Source organism: Streptomyces sp. NPDC001904, from assembly GCF_040297005.1.
Lineage (GTDB): Bacteria > Actinomycetota > Actinomycetes > Streptomycetales > Streptomycetaceae > Streptomyces.
Genome location: NZ_JBEOYI010000008.1, coordinates 144,424 through 161,127, shown reverse-complemented (window position 1 = coordinate 161,127; position 16,704 = coordinate 144,424). Strand labels below are relative to the sequence as shown.

Sequence of the window (16,704 nt, the reverse complement as noted above, 5' to 3'; positions counted from 1 at the left end):
CGCAGGACTGGTACGGGCGGGGCACGCCGTGCCCCGTACGGCGCAGAAACGTACCGCCAACTCAGGGACCGACGCTTGAAGACGGCAGAACGCCCGGTGGTCCTAGGGCGACACACGCCCTAGGACGGCGCCTGCCACACCACCGTCGTCCCGCCCCCGTCGTCGCCGATGCCGGGCCCGTACCAACTGTCGCCGCCCAGCGACTCCGCACGCCGCTTGAGGTTCTTCAGGCCGCTGCGCCGGCCGCCCTCGGGGATGCCCACCCCGTCGTCGGCGACCGTCAGCCGCACTCCCTGCTGCCCGTCCGGCAGGACCGTGCCGGCGTCCACGACGACGTCGATGCGGTCGGCCTGCGCATGCCGGAACGCGTTCGACAGCGCCTCCCTGAGCGCCGCGATGAGGTTCTTGCCGGTGAGTTCGCCGACGACCGTGTCGACCGGGCCGAGGAAGCGGTGCGAGGGCTTGAAGCCCAGCGGCACGGCCGCCATGTTGATCTCCCGCAGCACCCGCGTGCGCAGCCCGGACGGCGCCTCGGCGGGCCCCTGCTGCAGGGCGAAGATGGCGGTGCGGATCTCCTGGATGGTGGTGTCGAGTTCGTCGACCGACTTGCCGATCCCGGCCTGCACCTCGGGCACGACGGAGCGGCGCTGCGCGGTCTCCAGCATCATCCCGGTGGCGAAGAGCCGCTGGATGACGAGGTCGTGCAGGTCGCGCGCGATCCGGTCCCGGTCCTCGAAGACGGCGAGCCGCTCCCGGTCGCGCTGCGCCTCGGCCATCATCAGCGCGAGCGCGGCCTGCGAGGCGAACTGGGTGGCGAGCGTGCGCTCCGCCTCGGTGAACGGCCGTCCCCCGCGCGCGCGAGGCGTCACGAGCGTCCCCAGGACGCGGCCCTCGCTCTGCAGCGGCAGCATCATGGCCGGGCCGAAGACGCTCGCGAACCGGGTCACGACCCGCGGGTCGCCGGCCGCGTCGTCGATGAACACGGCCTGCCCGTCGAGGAGCTCGGCGACGATCTCGCTCTCCGGCGGCACGACCACGCCGAGCATGGCGCTCGGCTGGTCGGAGGCGACGGCCACGATCTCCATGCCGCCGTCCTCGGCCGGCAGCAGGACGATCCCGGCGGCCGAGTCGGACAGCTGGCGGGCCTGTTCGGCGACCACCTGCAGCGCGTCCTCGGCGTCGCCCCCGGAGAGCAGCGCGGTGGTCACGGCCACCGATCCGTCGATCCACCGCTCGCGCTGCCGGGCCGCCTCGTACAGCCGCGCGTTGCCGATGGCGATGCCCGCCTCCGTGGCGAGCACCCGGACCATGTTCAGGTCGTCGTCGTTGAACTCGCCGCCGCCGTGCTTCTCCGTGAGGTACAGGTTTCCGAAGATCTCCCCCTGTACGCGGATGGGGACGCCCAGGAAGGTCCGCATCGGCGGATGGTGCGCGGGGAAGCCGCACGAGCGCGGGTCGTCCGAGAGGTCCGCGAGGCGCACCGGCGCGGGGTCGCGGATGAGCGCGCCGAGCAGCCCCTTGTGCCCGTCGGGCAGGTGCCCGATGCGCGCGGCGGTCTCCTGGTCGACCCCGTGGTAGACGAAGTCGGAGAGCATGTCGCCGTCCTCGGAGACGACGCCGATCGCCGCGTAGGTGGCGTCCGCCAGCTCGGCCGCCGTCTCGCAGATCCGGTCGAGGGTGGTGTGCAGTTCCAGGCCGGTCCCCACGGACCGCATCGCTTCGAGGAGCTGCGGCACGCGCGCGGTCAGCTCGGTCGACAGTCCTTGCAGACTGCGGGTGGCCAGGGCTGCCGCCTCCGCGGAGTCCGGGTCGGACGGGGAGTCGGCGACGGCGCGGGGCGCGGGGTCCGGGGGTGCTGCCATGACCTTGAGAGTAGTTAGTCCTATTTGGCGAGGAAAGTCGGGCTCATCCGGCGGGGCTCGCCGCTGGTCCCGCGCCGACCAGCAGCTCGGTCGCGCCCTCCCGTTCCCGCATCCGTCGCAGCGGCCCCTCGACGGCGGCCAGCTCGGCGTAGGAGCCGCGCTGCACGACCCGCCCGCCGTCGAGCACGAGCACCTCGTCCACGGCGTCCAGACCGGCGAGCCGGTGCGTGATCAGCACGGTCGCCCGTCCCCGGGTCGCGTCCAGCAGGTCCGCGGTGAGCGCGTCGGCGGTCTCCAGGTCCAGGTGCTCGGCGGGCTCGTCCAGCACGAGGACCGGGAAGTCGGCGAGCAGCGCGCGGGCCAGCGCGAGCCGCTGCCGCTGCCCGCCGGACAGCCGGGCCGCGTGCTCGCCCACCAGCGTGTCGAGCCCGTCCGGCAGCGCGTCCGCCCACTCCAGGAGCCGTACGCGGCCCAGCGCGGCCCGCAGCTCGTCCTCGCCGGCGTCCTTCTTGGCGAGCAGCAGGTTCTCGCGGACCGAGCTGTCGAAGAGGTGCGCGTCCTGGGCGCAGAGCCCGACCAGGCGGCGTACGGCGTCGCCGTCGAGGGCGCCGGCGTCCGTCCCGGCCAGCGTGTACGTCCCGCTCTCCGCGTCGAGGAAGCGCAGCAGCACCTGCGCGAGGGTGGTCTTGCCGGAGCCGGAGGGGCCGACCACGGCGACCCTGCGGCCCCGCTCCAGGGTCAGGCCGACCCCCGCGAGCGCGGGCCGCGCCCCCTCCTCGTAGCGCGCTCCGAGCCCCCGCACCACGAGCGGGAAGGGGTCCTGCGGCGCCGGTGCGGGCCGCTCGGGCTCGCGTACGGGTTCAGGGGCGTCCAGGACCTCGTGGACCCGCTCGGCGCTCTTGCGGACCCGCTGGCGGTACTGCACGGCGAGCGGCAGCCCGAGCACCGACTCGAACGCGGCGAGCGGGGTCAGCACCACGACGGCGAGCGCGACCCCGTCGAGCTGTCCGGCGCGCACGCCCTGGACGCCGACGAGCGCCGCGGCGGCCACGGTGAGGCCGGTGATCAGCGCGGTGAGGCCGTCGCCGAGCGCGGTCGCGGTGGCGGCGCGCGAGGCGATCCGGGTCAGCACGGAGTCGGCCGCGCGGGCCTGCGCCGTGCGGCGCGGCAGGGCACCCGCGACGGCCAGTTCCGCGGTGCCGGTGAGCAGTTCGGCGACGCGGGTCGCGAGGACGCCCCGCGCGGGAGCCAGCTTCCGTTCGGCGCGGCGGGACACGGCCCCGGACAGCAGGGGCACACCGACCCCGGCGAGCAGCAGTCCGACGGCGAGCACGGCACCTGCGGCGGGCAGCATCCAGGCGGTGAAGGCCACCGAGCCGACGCCCACCAGGGCCGCCACCGACGCGGGCAGCAGCCAGCGCAGCCAGTAGTCCTGGAGGGCGTCCACGTCGGCGACGAGGCGGGACAGCAGGTCGCCGCGCCGCTGAGTCCGCAGTCCGGCGGGCGCGAGCCGCTCCAGGCGCCGGTAGACGGCGACCCGGGTGTCGGCCAGCATCCGCAGCACGGCGTCGTGCGAGACCAGCCGCTCCGCGTACCGGAAGCAGGCCCGGCCGATGCCGAAGGCGCGCGTGGCCGTCACCGCGACCATCAGGTACAGGACCGGCGGCTGCTCGGAGGCGCGGGAGATCAGCCATCCCGAGGTGGCCATCAGGCCGACGGAGCTGCCGAGCGCGAGGGCGCCGAGCAGCAGTGCGAGGAGCAGCCGCGAGCGGCGGGGGCGGGCGGCGGCCCGCAGCCGGGTGAGGGCGTGACCGCGCGGCGCCTGCTCGTCCCGGGACGCCCGGGCCTGCTCGGGCGCCTGCCGCACGGGTTGTGCGGGCACCGCGGTGGGCGCCGGGACCGCGGGGGCCGGGTCGGTCCGCCCCGTGCCCGGTGCCTCGGTCCGGACCACCCGGTCGGCCACCGCGAGCAGCGCCGGCCGGTGCACGACGAGGAGCACGGTCCGCCCGACGGCGAGCCGGCGCACCGCCTCGACGATGCCCGCCTCGGTCTCGCCGTCCAGCGCGGCCGTCGGCTCGTCGAGCAGCACCACGGGCCGGTCGGCGAGGAACGCGCGGGCCAGCGCGAGCCGCTGCCGCTGTCCCGCCGAGAGCCCGGCGCCGTCCTCGCCGAGCACGGTCTCCACGCCCAGGGGCAGGGCTTCCACGAACTCCAGGGCGCCCGCGTCCCGCAGGGCGCCGAACACCGCCGCGTCGTCGGCGTCGGGTCGCGCGAGCCGGACGTTGTCGGCGATCGACCCGGCGTACAGCTGCGGCCGCTGCGGCACCCACGCCACGCGCGCGTGCCACGCCTCCCGCGACACGTCCGCCAGATCGGTGCCGCCCACCAGGACCCGTCCGCCCGAAGGACGGACGAAGCCGAGCAGCGCGGCCAGCAGGGTCGACTTGCCGGCCCCGCTGGGCCCCACGAGCGCGACCGTCTCCCCTTCGGCCACCTCGAAGGAGACCTCGCGGACCGCGTCCGCGTCCCGTCCCTCGTAGCGGACCGACACCCGCTCGAAGCCGATGCCACGGCCCGCCGGAACGTCCTGCGTGCCGGACGCGGGCAGCGGGGTCTCGAGGACGGCGAAGATCTCCTCCGCGGCCGCCAGTCCCTCGGCCGCCGCGTGGAACTGAGCGCCCACCTGCCGCAGCGGCAGATACGCCTCGGGCGCCAGAACCAGGATCACCAGTCCCACGTACAGGTCCATCTCGCCGTGCACGAGCCGCATGCCGATGGTGACGGCCACGAGAGCCACGGAGAGGGTCGCGAGCAGTTCCAGCGCGAACGACGACAGGAAGGCGATCCGCAGGGTGCGCATCGTCGCCCTGCGGTACTCGCCGGTGATCTTGCGGATGGAGTCGGCCTGCGCCTTGGCGCGGCCGAACACCTTCAGGGTCGGCAGGCCCGCGACCACGTCCAGGAAGTGCCCCGACAGCCGGGACAGCAGACGCCACTGACGGTCCATCCGGGACTGGGTCGCCCAGCCGATGAGCATCATGAAGATCGGGATGAGGGGCAGGGTGCCGACGATGATCGCCGCCGACACCCAGTCCTCGGTGACGACACGGACGAGCACCGCCACCGGGACCACCACCGCGAGCCCCAACTGCGGCAGATAACGCGAGAAGTAGTCGTCCAGCGCGTCCACGCCCCGCGTCGCGAGGGCCACCAGCGAACCGGTGCGCTGTCCCGCGAGCCACCCCGGGCCGAGCTTCGCGGCATGCTCCAGGAGCCGACCCCGCAGCTCCGACTTGACCGCCGCGCTCGCCCGGTGCGCGGCCAGCTCCGTCACCCAGGCCACCAGCCCGCGCCCGGCGGCGACCACCGCGAGGAGCGCCAGCGGGGTGGCGAGCCGCCCCGCGTCGAAACCGTGCTGGAACGCCCCCACCACCACCTCGGCGATGAGCATCGCCTGAGCGATGACCAGGCCCGCCCCGACGGCGCCGAGGAGGACCACCGCGATCAGGAAGACGCGGGTGGCCCGGGCGTACCGGAACAGGCGCTGGTCGATCGGTTTCACGTGAAACACACCCTCACGTAGGCGGGTCGGAGTGCGGGGGCGAGCAGGGCTTCAGTGCGCGGCGTCGGCGATGTGGTGCGTGCCGATCCGCTTGCGGAACACCCAGTAGGTCCAGCTCTGGTACAGCAGCACGATCGGCGTCGCGATCCCCGCGCACCAGGTCATGATCTTCAGGGTGTACGGGCTCGACGAGGCGTTGGAGGCCGTCAGGCTCCAGTCCGGGTTGAGCGAGGACGGCATGACGTCCGGGAACAGCGCCAGGAAGAGCATCGCGACGGCCGCCGCGATGGTGACGCCGGACAGGGCGAACGACCAGCCCTCACGCCCCGCCTTGATGGCACCGAGCGCCCCGACGAGGGTGACCACGGCCACGATCATCGCGCCGAGCGACCAGCCGTCGCCCGTGTGGACCTGGGTCCAGATCAGGAAGGCGAGCGCGAGCACCGCGGTCAGCAGGCCGACCGTGAGCGCCAGCTTCCTGGCCCGCAACCGGATGTCGCCCACCGTCTTCAGTGCGGTGAACACCGCGCCGTGGAAGGTGAACAGCGTCAGCGTGACCAGGCCGCCCAGGATCGCGTACGGGTTGAGCAGGTCCCAGAAGTTGCCGACGTACTCGAAGTCCTTGTCGATCTTCACGCCGCGCACGATGTTGCCGAAGGCCACACCCCACAGCAGCGCCGGGATCAACGAGGTCCAGAAGATGGCGTGCTCCCAGTTCGTCTGCCACTTCTCCTCCGGCCGCTTCGCCCGGTACTCGAAGGCGACGCCCCGGACGATGAGGCAGACCAGGATGATCAGCAGCGGCAGGTAGAAGCCCGAGAAGAGCGTTGCGTACCACTCGGGGAAGGCCGCGAAGGTCGCGCCGCCGGCGGTCAGCAGCCAGACCTCGTTGCCGTCCCAGACCGGACCGATCGTGTTGATCAGGACGCGCTTCTCGGTGCGGTCACGGGCCAGCAGCTTGGTGAGGATGCCGACCCCGAAGTCGAAGCCCTCCAGGAAGAAGTACCCGATCCACAGGACCGCGATGAGGACGAACCAGACGTCGTGAAGTTCCATGACAGATGCTCCCTGGGCCTCAGTACGAGAAGGCCATCGGCTTGTCGGCGTCCCGGTCTCCGCCGATCTTCGTGGGCGGGTTGAGGTCGTCGTCGGTCAGCTCGGGAGGCCCGGCCTTGATGTACTTCACGAGCAGCTTGACCTCGATCACGGCGAGCACCGCGTACAGCAGGGTGAAGACGATCATCGAGGTGAGGACCTCGCCCTGCGAGACACCGGGGGAGACCGCGTCACGGGTCTGCAGCACGCCGTAGACGACCCACGGCTGACGGCCCATCTCGGTGAAGATCCAGCCCCAGGAGTTGGCGATCAGCGGGAAGCCGAGCGTCCACAGGGCCGCGAGCCAGTAGAGCTTGGTGAACTTCGGGCTGAGCGCCTTGTTCTTGAACAGCACCAGGTTCGGCACTTCGTCCTCACCCACCCGCATGTGCTGGGGCAGCATGAACTTCTTGCGGGTGAGCCAGAGTCCGACGATCCCGAGGGCGAAGGACGCCATCCCGAAACCGATCATCCAGCGGAAGGCCCAGAAGGTGACGGGGATGATCGGGCGGTAGTCGCCGGGCCCGTACTTCTCCTGCTCGGCCTTGTTGGTGTCGTTGATGCCGGGGACGTACGAGTTGAAGTCGTCGTCGGCGAGGAAGGACAGTATCCCGGGGATCGACAGCTCGACGGAGTTGTGGCCCTTGCTGACGTCGCCGTACGCGAACACCGAGAACGGCGCGGAGTTCTGTCCGTCCCACAGGGCCTCGGCGGCGGCCATCTTCATGGGCTGCTGCTTGAACATGACCTTGCCGAGCATGTCACCGCTGACCGCGGTGAGCAGACCGGCGATGACGACGGTGACCAGACCGAGGCGCAGCGAGGTCTTCATCGTGGTGACGTGCTTCTTGCGCGCCAGGTGGAAGGCCGCGATGCCGACCATGAACGCGCCGCCCGTGAGGAACGAGGCGGTCAGCGTGTGGAAGGCCTGCGTGAGCGCGGTGTTCTGGGTGAGCACGTGCCAGAAGTCGGTCAGCTCGGCGCGGCCCTTGGCCTTGTTGAAGCGGTAGCCGACCGGGTGCTGCATCCAGGAGTTGGCCGCCAGGATGAAGTACGCGGACAGGATCGTGCCGATCGAGACCATCCAGATGCAGGCCAGGTGGATCTTCTTGGGCAGCTTGTCCCAGCCGAAGATCCACAGACCGATGAAGGTCGACTCGAAGAAGAAGGCGATCAGCGCCTCGAAGGCGAGTGGCGCCCCGAAGATGTCACCGACGAAGCGGGAGTAGTCCGACCAGTTCATGCCGAACTGGAACTCCTGCACGATGCCGGTGACGACACCCATCGCGATGTTGATCAGGAAGAGCTTGCCCCAGAACTTGGTGGCCCTGAGGTACTTCTCGTTCTCCGTCCGCACCCAGGCGGTCTGCAGCCCGGCGGTCAGCGCCGCGAGCGAGATCGTCAGGGGGACGAACAGGAAGTGGTAGACGGTCGTAATACCGAACTGCCATCGCGCCAGGGTCTCCGGCGCCAAAGCCAGGTCCACTGCGTCTCTCCTTACATCGCTGTGGTCACAGCGGCAGTTTGCCCCTTTAATCCCACAAATCCCGGGAGGAACCGGGACACGCTTGTGAACGCGTTCACATTCACAAGCATTATGTCGTACTGGTTGTCGGGATCCGAAGGGGGGTCCCCCTACTGCGAGCAACGCCACAGCCGCGCCGCCGGACCCCGGAGACGACGAACGGCCGGCCGGAGGACGCTGTCGCCCTCCGGCCGGCCGTCGAGCCGGTCCTGTCCCGCAGGCCGTCCGCTACAGCTCCTTGCGGAACGCCTTGGCCGCCTGGAGGAAGATGTCGTTGGCCTCGGTCTCGCCGATCGTGGCCCGCATCCCCTCGCCGGCGAACGGGCGGACGACCACTCCGGCCGCCTCGCACGCCGCCGCGAACTCCATGGTCTTCTCCCCCAGCCGCAGCCACACGAAGTTGGCCTGCGTCTCGGGCACCGTCCAGCCCTGCTCCCGCAGCGCGTCGACGACCCGGGTCCGCTCGGCCACCAACGAGCCGACGCGGCCGAGCAGTTCGTCCTCCATGCGCAGCGAGGCCACCGCCGCGTCCTGCGCGAGCTGGCTCACGCCGAACGGCACCGCGGTCTGCCGCAGCGCGGCCGCCACCGGCTCGTGCGCGATGGCGAAGCCCACGCGCAGGCCCGCGAGGCCGTACGCCTTCGAGAAGGTCCGCAGCACCGCCACGTTCGGCCGGTCCCGGTAGATCTCCACGCCGTCCGGCACCTCGGGGTCGCGGATGAACTCCCGGTACGCCTCGTCGAGCACCACCAGGACGTCCGAGGGGACCCGGTCGAGGAACCGTTCCAGCTCGGCACGGCGCACCACGGTGCCGGTGGGGTTGTTGGGGTTGCAGACGAAGATGAGGCGCGTGCGGTCGGTGATGGCGTCGGCCATCGCGTCGAGGTCGTGCACCTCGTCCCCGGTCAGCGGCACCCGCACCGACGTCGCACCGCTGATCTGCGTGATGATCGGGTACGCCTCGAAGGACCGCCACGCGTAGATGACCTCGTCGCCCGGACCGCTGGTCGCCTGGAGCAGCTGCTGGGCCACACCGACCGAGCCGGTGCCGGTGGCCAGGTGCGTCACCGGCACCCCGAAGCGGTCCGCCAGCTCGTTCATGAGCCCGGTGCAGGCCATGTCCGGGTAGCGGTTGAAGGCCCCGGCCGCGGCGATCGCCTGCTCCATGACCCCGGGGAGCGGCGGATACGGGTTCTCGTTGGAGGAGAGCTTGTACGCCACCGGGCCCCCGGCGGCCGCGGGCTTGCCCGGCTTGTAGGCGGGGATCCCCGCCAGCTCCGCACGCAGCTTCGGGTTGGTCTCGCTCACCGCAGTCCTCCTTGTGGCCACCGTTCCAATACTGCTCACCTTAAGAGGATTCGCCACCCGCCCCAATGGGCCCGGGCCACCTCGCCGCATGCGGCCCGTGCGGCGTACGGCGAGGGGGGAGCGCTCTGTGCCCTGGCGCGCGCCCCTGGCTCGCGCCGTGGCGCGCATCACCCGTGAAGGTGAGTTGAGACCTGTTCGCAACATCGTCGACTTGGCAGGCTCATGCGTGCCGACAAGTGACGTACTAGTGTGATGACAGCCAACTCCCCTACATTCCAAGGTCATTGACGGTTCATCACCTTGCAGAAACGTGCCTGTCAACCCCGGCATATGCGCCCCCGCCATGCAGCCGCATGAGCCCTACTATCGGCTCGCCATGACAGCAGCAGGGAAGCACCAGGTGAGCCGGGCGGAGACGACGACCCGCAGAGGCACCCGGCCGGGCAGAGCGGGCATCAGAGATGTCGCCGCCGCCGCGGGGGTCTCGATCACTACTGTCTCCGATGCACTCAACGGCAAGGGCCGGCTCCCCGACGCCACCCGACGCCACGTCCGCGAGGTCGCCGACCGGTTGGGCTACCGCCCCTCCGCGGCGGCCCGAACGCTCCGTACCGGCAAGTCGGGCCTCATCGGCCTGACCGTGACGACCTACGGGGATGAACCTTTCACCTTCACCGAATTCGCGTACTTCGCGGAGATGGCCAGAGCCGCGACCTCGGCCGCGCTCGCCCGCGGATACGCCCTCGTCATCCTGCCCGCCACCTCACGTCACGACGTGTGGTCGAACGTCGCCCTCGACGGCACCGTCGTCATCGACCCCTCCGACCACGACCCGGTCGTCAGCGAGCTGGTCCGCCAGGGCCTGCCCGTCGTCTCGGACGGACGCCCCGGGGGCACCCTGCCGGTGACCGCCTGGGTCGACAACGACCACGAGGCCGCCGTGCTCGGCATCCTCGACCACCTCGCCGAGGCCGGCGCCCGCCGCATCGGTCTGCTCACGGGCACCACCACCGACACGTACACCCACCTCTCCACCTCCGCCTATCTGCGCTGGTGCGAGCGGATCGGGCAGGAGCCGGTCTACGAGTCGTACCCCGCGCACGATCCGTGCGCGGGCGCCGTCGCCGCCGACCGCCTGCTCGCCCGGCCCGACCGCCCCGACGCGGTGTACGGCCTCTTCGACCCCAACGGCACGGACCTGCTCGCCGCGGCCCGCCGCTACGGCCTGCGCGTCCCCGAGGACCTGCTGCTCGTCTGCTGCAGCGAGTCGAACGTGTACGCCAACACCGAGCCGCCCATCACCACCCTGTCGCTCAAGCCGCGCCGCATCGGCACGGCCGTCGTCCAACTGCTCATCGACGCCATCGAGGGCCTCGAGTCCGATCAACCGGTCGAACAGGTGATACCGACGGAACTCATCGTGCGGACGTCCTCGATGCGCCGCCCGTCCCGTACCACGGTCAGCCCACCGCGCTCCCCGAAGCAGGGCTGACCGCTCCGGGCCGCCCCACGACCGCGGGGCGGCCCGGAATCCAGCAAGGAAAAGTCCGCACCAATTCGGGAGAAATGAGGGGCGAACAGCCCCCCGTCACCGATTCACCACCCCTGGTGCATCACACAGCGCGAGCCGCATTCCTATGATGGGCGCACGACACCGCGGGCCGCTGCGACCAGGCAGTCCGATCCGGTGCACAGGCGGCGCAATGGTGGAGGGGTCGATGACTCAGGGGGCCGGTCAGGGACCCGCAGCGCGCACAGAGACGCTGCGCGACTTCCGCGTTCCCGCGTACGTCCATGACGTACCGGCGAACGTGATGACGACCGAGCCCGCCCCCGGAGCGGAGAATCCCGACGCGTATCCGGAGGGCTACACGCCGACGGAGCGCGATCTGCCGGTCATCAGCAGGACCGATCCGGCCCCGGGCGAGGCCCCGCAGTCCGCGCCGGTCCCCGCCCCCGTGGCGGGCGAAGGACCCGGTCCGCTGTTCGTCGTCGGCGACGTGCACGGCTATCTCGACGAGCTGATCGCCGCCCTCCAGGAGAAGGGCCTGATCGACGCCGCCGGGAACTGGGCGGCGGGCACCGCGCGCCTGTGGTTCCTCGGCGACTTCACCGACCGCGGGCCCGACGGGATCGGCGTCATCGACCTCGTGATGCGGCTCTCGGCGGAGGCGGCCGCGGCGGGCGGCTACTGCAAGGCGCTCATGGGCAACCACGAGCTGCTGCTCCTCGGCGCGAAGCGCTTCGGTGACACACCCGTCAATTCGGGCGCCGGCACCGCCACCTTCCAGGCCGCCTGGCTCCTCAACGGCGGACAGAAGTCCGACATGGACCGCCTCCAGGACGTCCATCTGCAGTGGATGTCCCGACTCGACGCGATCGAGATCGAGGACGACCACCTGCTGATGCACTCGGACACCACGTCGTACCTCGACTACGGCGATTCCATCGAGGCCGTCAACGACACCATCCGCGAGACGCTCACGCGCAACGACGCGGACGAGTGCTGGGACCTGTTCCGCAAGTTCACCAAGCGGTTCGCGTTCCGCGACGAGGAGTCGGGCCCCGGTACCGTCCGCGAGCTGCTCGGCGCCTTCGGCGGCAGCCGCGTGGTGCACGGCCACAGCCCGATCCCGTACCTCCTGGGCGAGGTCGGTGCCGAATCCGGCTCCGACGACGCCGAGGAGAAGACGCGCCGGCCCGCCGTCGAAGGACCGCACGTGTACGCGGGCGGACTCGCCATCGCCATGGACGGCGGTGTGACCATGGCCGGAAAGCTCCTGGTCCAGCAACTGCCGATGGATATCTGAGAGTTGATCGGGAAGCCGCGGTAGGCGGAGGATTCCTCCGGCCGCAAGGCCAATTTCCGGAAACCCCCTGTCACCGCGCGCCGTGGCAGCTCTACCATCGGCTTATCCGTAGCAGGCTCCCCTCCGTTTCTGCCCGACGGCTCGTACCCATGCGGGCCACCAAGCCCTACGGAGCATCGGGGGATGCACATGAACAGCGCTCCGCATTTGCTGAACGAGGACCGCCCCGAGTTCGAGCGGATCCTCGATGAGGCGCTGCGCACCGCACCGAACCGGCCTGATCTCGCCGCAGTGGGCCAGCGGCTCAACCCCGAACAGCTGCGCACCATGGCGCTCAACGCGGCGGCGTTGATCAGTGCCGCCGCAGCGACCGAGTACCAGCACTACATATCGGTCCGTGAGGATCTGCGTACCTCCCCGCGGCCCCAACCGCTCGACGAAGGAGGCACCTCCGGCTCGACCTCGGAAACCGGTGGCGGCAATCCCCTGGGCTTCGCCGCCACCGTGAGTGAAGTCGCGGAGACGACAGGGCCCGGCATCGCCGCAGTCGCCGTCGTCCTCTTCCCGGTGCTCGCCGGGACGGCCGCCGCGATCTTTCTGCTGGTCGGCTACTTCCTGAAGATGCTCAACCCGCCACCGGACTTCGCCGGCACCCTGCTCACGGCCGGCTGGATCTTCGGCGCGCTCGCCGCGGCGGGCATCCTCGTCGCGGCGGTGTGCCTGCTGCTCGCGGCTCTGCGCAACGGGGCGACCTCGCTCCAGGCCGGAGCCCACGGCGCGGCGAACGAGGTGGTGGAGCGGGCCAGGGAAACCTGGGCCAAGGCGCTGCTGGAGCGGGGCATCCTGCCGTTCCTGCGGGAGGCTCTCGCCGAGCCGCCCGCGGGCGGCGGCGCACTCGGCGCCGGCCGGGCCGGCGCCACGAGCCGGATGCCCCAGCTCGGCTACAACAGGCCGGGATTCAGCAGCCCGGACGGCGGCGGCACCGCCACCGGACAGCGCGCGGGCTTCTCCAGTCCGGACTTCAGCAGCCCGGACTTCGGCGGCCCCGAGCACCGGCCGGACTGACCGTCCGGCCGGAGCACGGAGGCCGTGACCTCGGCTCGGGGCACTGTGCGCGACGCCCCGAGCCGTCGTCGTGCGCGCGGGCGGGGCTCAGTCGGCGATCGGCAGGGCCGCCACGGACACGCTGTCCGATGTGGCCGACTGGAAACTGTCGCTTCCGGCGAAGACGGCGCGGTAGTAGCCCGCCCCGCTCCGGTCGACATCCGCGGCGAACTCGTTGCCGTTTCCTGCCCAGAAGGCCTCGTCCGTGGCGACGGTCGTCCACTTCGTGCCGTCGGCCGAGTACTGGATGTCGACGAGGATCGTGGCCGGCGTCCAACCGTCCGGGAAGTCGATGAGCCCCTCGGTGTGCACCTTTCCGGAGTCGTCGCGCTGGGCGCTGAAGGCCGTGAACTTCGCGGCCCTGTGCACCTTCACGGTGTCGGTCGTGCCCTTCGACGCCTGGAGGAACGGGTCGTCCTCGGTGTCCAGAGCCAACTGGAAGTAGCCGCCCTGCCAGGGCGTGTAGTCCATGGTGAACGTGCCGTCCGCGGCGGTCCTGAACTGCCCCACGCTGTCCGTCTGGGAGGTGTCGGGGCCGAAGAGAACGCCACCGGCCTGTCCTGCCAGCGGCACCCATCCGTCCGCGGTCTTCTGTTCGACCTTGCCGTGCAGCGTGACGGAACGGCCGTAGTCGATGTCCGTCTCACTGACCGACGCCGTGAAGCGCGTCGGAATCTGGTCCACGCCGATCTGAACCGGCTCGGACTCCCCGTAGATCACGAAGGGGGTGCCGGCTCCCGCCCGGAAGACGGCCTGGATCGGGGCAGCGTTGTCCAGTCGCACGGACGAGCTGAAGCGGCCACGCTCGTCGGTGGTCACGGTCGCCTGCGTCCAGTAGTCGACATCGATGTCGACCTGACGTGCCGCCAGAGGCTTCACTTCGCGCGTGGGCCATCGGCCGTACAGCGTCCCGTCAACCGTCACGTCACGGTGGTCGAGATCGATCGAGCCGCGATCGGTGCTCAACGCGCCGAACTGCGCGACAACGTTGTAGGCGAGGTCTCCGGCCGACTGCTGTCGCACCTGGTCGCCGTCGGCGTCCGTCACGTCCACGTCGATGCGGTAGCTGCCGAGCTCGGGCAGCTTCAGCGGTTTCTTCGTGCGCCATACGCCGTCCTGACGCGAACCGGAGAAGAGCCGGAAGTCCTTGAACCCGACTTCGGCCACCTCGGCCTGCGTCGTGTACGAGATCAGATGAGCCGTGATCGCCTTGACGTCGGCTCCGGATCGAGTGCTGATCTGCAGGATGCCCAGGTCGTCCGAGACACTTCCCGCATAGCGCACCTCCAGCTGATCATCGGCATGCGAGGCCGTCGCTCCGCCGAGGCCGAGCGCGGCAGCCGCCCCCGCCACCGTCGCCCATCTGCCCATTCTTCTCAGAAACACCCTTGATCCCCACCCCTGTTGATCGAGTCGGACAGCCGTCCCTGGTGGGATGGCTCCGGCGGAGATCTTTATACAGGCCGACACTCCGGGGGCGCACCGGCGTTTCGGCGCCGGGAGCAGCGCGGTCCGCAGGGGCGTGAGGAGTCGGACCGGTGCGCCACGGAGCGGGCCCGTGACGGCCCGCTCCGTGATCTCCCGCCGCCCGTCTCAGTCGGCCAGGGGCAGGTACACCCGGTTCCCGCTCGCCGCGAACTCCTTCGACTTCTGCTCCATGCCCGCCTCGATCTCGGACTTCTCCGAGAGTGCCGTGCCGTGCTCGCGGCGGATGTCCTGCGAGATCTTCATGCTGCAGAACTTCGGGCCGCACATCGAGCAGAAGTGCGCGGTCTTCGCGGGCTCGGCGGGCAGGGTCTCGTCGTGGAACTCCCGTGCCGTGTCCGGGTCGAGGGCCAGGTTGAACTGGTCCTCCCAGCGGAACTCGAAACGCGCGTCGGACAGTGCGTCGTCCCACTCCTGCGCGCCCGGGTGGCCCTTGGCGAGGTCGGCCGCGTGCGCCGCGATCTTGTAGGTGATGACGCCGGTCTTCACGTCGTCCCGGTTCGGCAGGCCCAGGTGTTCCTTGGGCGTGACGTAGCAGAGCATCGCCGTGCCCCACCAGGCGATCATCGCGGCGCCGATCCCGGACGTGATGTGGTCGTACGCCGGGGCGACGTCCGTGGTCAGCGGGCCGAGCGTGTAGAACGGCGCCTCCTCGCAGATCTCCTGCTGGAGGTCGATGTTCTCCTTGATCTTGTGCATCGGTACGTGCCCGGGGCCCTCGATCATCGTCTGCACGTTGTGGCGCTTGGCGATCGTGTTCAGCTCACCGAGGGTGCGCAGCTCCGCGAACTGCGCCTCGTCGTTGGCGTCCGCGATGGAGCCGGGGCGCAGGCCGTCGCCGAGCGAGTACGTGACGTCGTACGCCGCGAGGATCTCGCACAGCTCCTCGAAGTGTTCGTAGAGGAAGCTCTCCTTGTGGTGCGCGAGGCACCAGGCGGCCATGATCGAGCCGCCGCGCGAGACGATGCCGGTCTTGCGGTTGGCGGTCAGCGGGACGTACGGGAGGCGGACCCCGGCGTGGACCGTCATGTAGTCCACGCCCTGTTCGGCCTGCTCGACGACCGTGTCCTTGTAGATCTCCCAGGTCAGTTCCTCGGCCCTGCCGTCGACCTTTTCGAGGGCCTGGTAGAGCGGCACGGTACCGATGGGGACGGGGGAGTTGCGCAGCACCCACTCGCGCGTGGTGTGGATGTTGCGGCCGGTGGAGAGGTCCATGACCGTGTCGGCGCCCCAGCGGGTCGCCCAGGTCATCTTCTCCACCTCCTCCTCGATGGACGAGGTGACCGCGGAGTTGCCGATGTTGGCGTTGACCTTCACCAGGAACCGCTTGCCGATGATCATCGGCTCGATCTCCGGGTGGTTCACATTGGCGGGCAGCACCGCGCGGCCCGCCGCGATCTCCTCACGGACGACCTCGGGCGTGACGTTCTCCCGGAGGGCCACGAACTCCATCTCCGGGGTGATCTCGCCCCGGCGTGCGTACGCGAGTTGGGTCACCGCCTGCCCGGCGCGACCGCGGCGCGGCTGGCGCGGGCGGCCGGGGAAGACCGCGTCCAGGTTGCGCAGTCCGCCGCGCGGCGAGGTGTGCTTGATGCCGTCATCCTCGGGGCGGACGGGGCGTCCCGCGTACTCCTCGGTGTCACCGCGGGCGATGATCCAGTTCTCCCGCAGCGGGGCGAGACCCCTGCGGACATCGGTGTCGACGGTCGGATCGGTGTACGGGCCGGACGTGTCGTACAGCGTGACCGACTGCCCGTTGGTGAGATGCACCTGACGGACCGGCACCTTGAGGTCGGGACGCGAGCCCGCGGGGCCCGTCACGTATCCCTTGTGCCAGCCGATGGACTTCCCGCCTTCGTCCGGGTTCTCACCCTGGTCGGAGGCAGGCGTGCGTGCGTCCTTGATGCTCATGAGAGCGACTCCCTACGCCGGCATTACCCGGTAACAGGTTCG

Annotated in this window: 10 protein-coding genes; 3 read left to right on the top strand and 7 right to left on the bottom strand. The window is 70.6% G+C overall.

Going from position 1 to position 16,704, the window contains the following annotated elements; all coding sequences use genetic code 11:
* Nucleotides 1-119: 119 nt before the first annotated feature.
* The 5 genes from ABT127_RS15740 to hisC all read right to left on the bottom strand — a co-directional run bounded on the left by ABT127_RS15740 (nucleotide 120) and on the right by hisC (nucleotide 9,352).
* Nucleotides 120-1,862 carry a sensor histidine kinase gene (locus tag ABT127_RS15740; RefSeq protein ID WP_351449453.1) on the bottom strand — a complete coding sequence of 581 codons (1,743 nt, stop codon included), beginning with the start codon at nucleotides 1,860-1,862 and terminating at the stop codon, nucleotides 120-122.
* A 43-nt stretch (nucleotides 1,863-1,905) separates the two neighbouring features.
* On the bottom strand, nucleotides 1,906-5,424 hold the full coding sequence (gene cydD, locus ABT127_RS15735) for a thiol reductant ABC exporter subunit CydD (RefSeq protein WP_351449450.1): 3,519 nt from the start codon (nucleotides 5,422-5,424) through the stop codon (nucleotides 1,906-1,908).
* A 51-nt stretch (nucleotides 5,425-5,475) separates the two neighbouring features.
* A complete protein-coding gene (gene cydB, locus ABT127_RS15730; RefSeq protein WP_351449447.1) occupies nucleotides 5,476-6,480 on the bottom strand; it encodes a cytochrome d ubiquinol oxidase subunit II in 1,005 nt (334 codons plus the stop codon).
* 19 nt (nucleotides 6,481-6,499) lie between these two features.
* Complete coding sequence (locus ABT127_RS15725; protein ID WP_351449444.1) at nucleotides 6,500-8,005, bottom strand: cytochrome ubiquinol oxidase subunit I; 1,506 nt, start codon at nucleotides 8,003-8,005, stop codon at nucleotides 6,500-6,502.
* A 267-nt stretch (nucleotides 8,006-8,272) separates the two neighbouring features.
* Nucleotides 8,273-9,352: a histidinol-phosphate transaminase gene (gene hisC / locus ABT127_RS15720; RefSeq protein ID WP_351449441.1), complete on the bottom strand. Its 1,080-nt coding sequence runs from the start codon at nucleotides 9,350-9,352 to the stop codon at nucleotides 8,273-8,275.
* A 376-nt stretch (nucleotides 9,353-9,728) separates the two neighbouring features.
* Here hisC and ABT127_RS15715 point away from each other — a divergent pair, with 376 nt between their 5' ends.
* From ABT127_RS15715 to ABT127_RS15705, 3 genes are all read left to right on the top strand, one after another.
* Nucleotides 9,729-10,844 carry a LacI family DNA-binding transcriptional regulator gene (locus ABT127_RS15715; RefSeq protein ID WP_111663094.1) on the top strand — a complete coding sequence of 372 codons (1,116 nt, stop codon included), beginning with the start codon at nucleotides 9,729-9,731 and terminating at the stop codon, nucleotides 10,842-10,844.
* A gap of 226 nt (nucleotides 10,845-11,070) precedes the next feature.
* Complete coding sequence (locus ABT127_RS15710; protein ID WP_351449438.1) at nucleotides 11,071-12,162, top strand: metallophosphoesterase; 1,092 nt, start codon at nucleotides 11,071-11,073, stop codon at nucleotides 12,160-12,162.
* A 183-nt stretch (nucleotides 12,163-12,345) separates the two neighbouring features.
* The gene (locus tag ABT127_RS15705) at nucleotides 12,346-13,227 is read left to right on the top strand and encodes a hypothetical protein (RefSeq protein WP_351449435.1); all 882 of its coding nucleotides are present in this window, start codon (nucleotides 12,346-12,348) and stop codon (nucleotides 13,225-13,227) included.
* An 87-nt stretch (nucleotides 13,228-13,314) separates the two neighbouring features.
* Here the strand turns inward: ABT127_RS15705 and ABT127_RS15700 are convergent, their stop codons facing one another.
* On the bottom strand, nucleotides 13,315-14,637 hold the full coding sequence (locus tag ABT127_RS15700; RefSeq protein WP_351449432.1) for a hypothetical protein: 1,323 nt from the start codon (nucleotides 14,635-14,637) through the stop codon (nucleotides 13,315-13,317).
* A 222-nt stretch (nucleotides 14,638-14,859) separates the two neighbouring features.
* Nucleotides 14,860-16,662, bottom strand: coding sequence for a phosphomethylpyrimidine synthase ThiC (gene thiC / locus ABT127_RS15695; RefSeq protein ID WP_351449429.1), 1,803 nt, complete (start codon nucleotides 16,660-16,662; stop codon nucleotides 14,860-14,862).
* Nucleotides 16,663-16,704 lie beyond the last annotated feature (42 nt).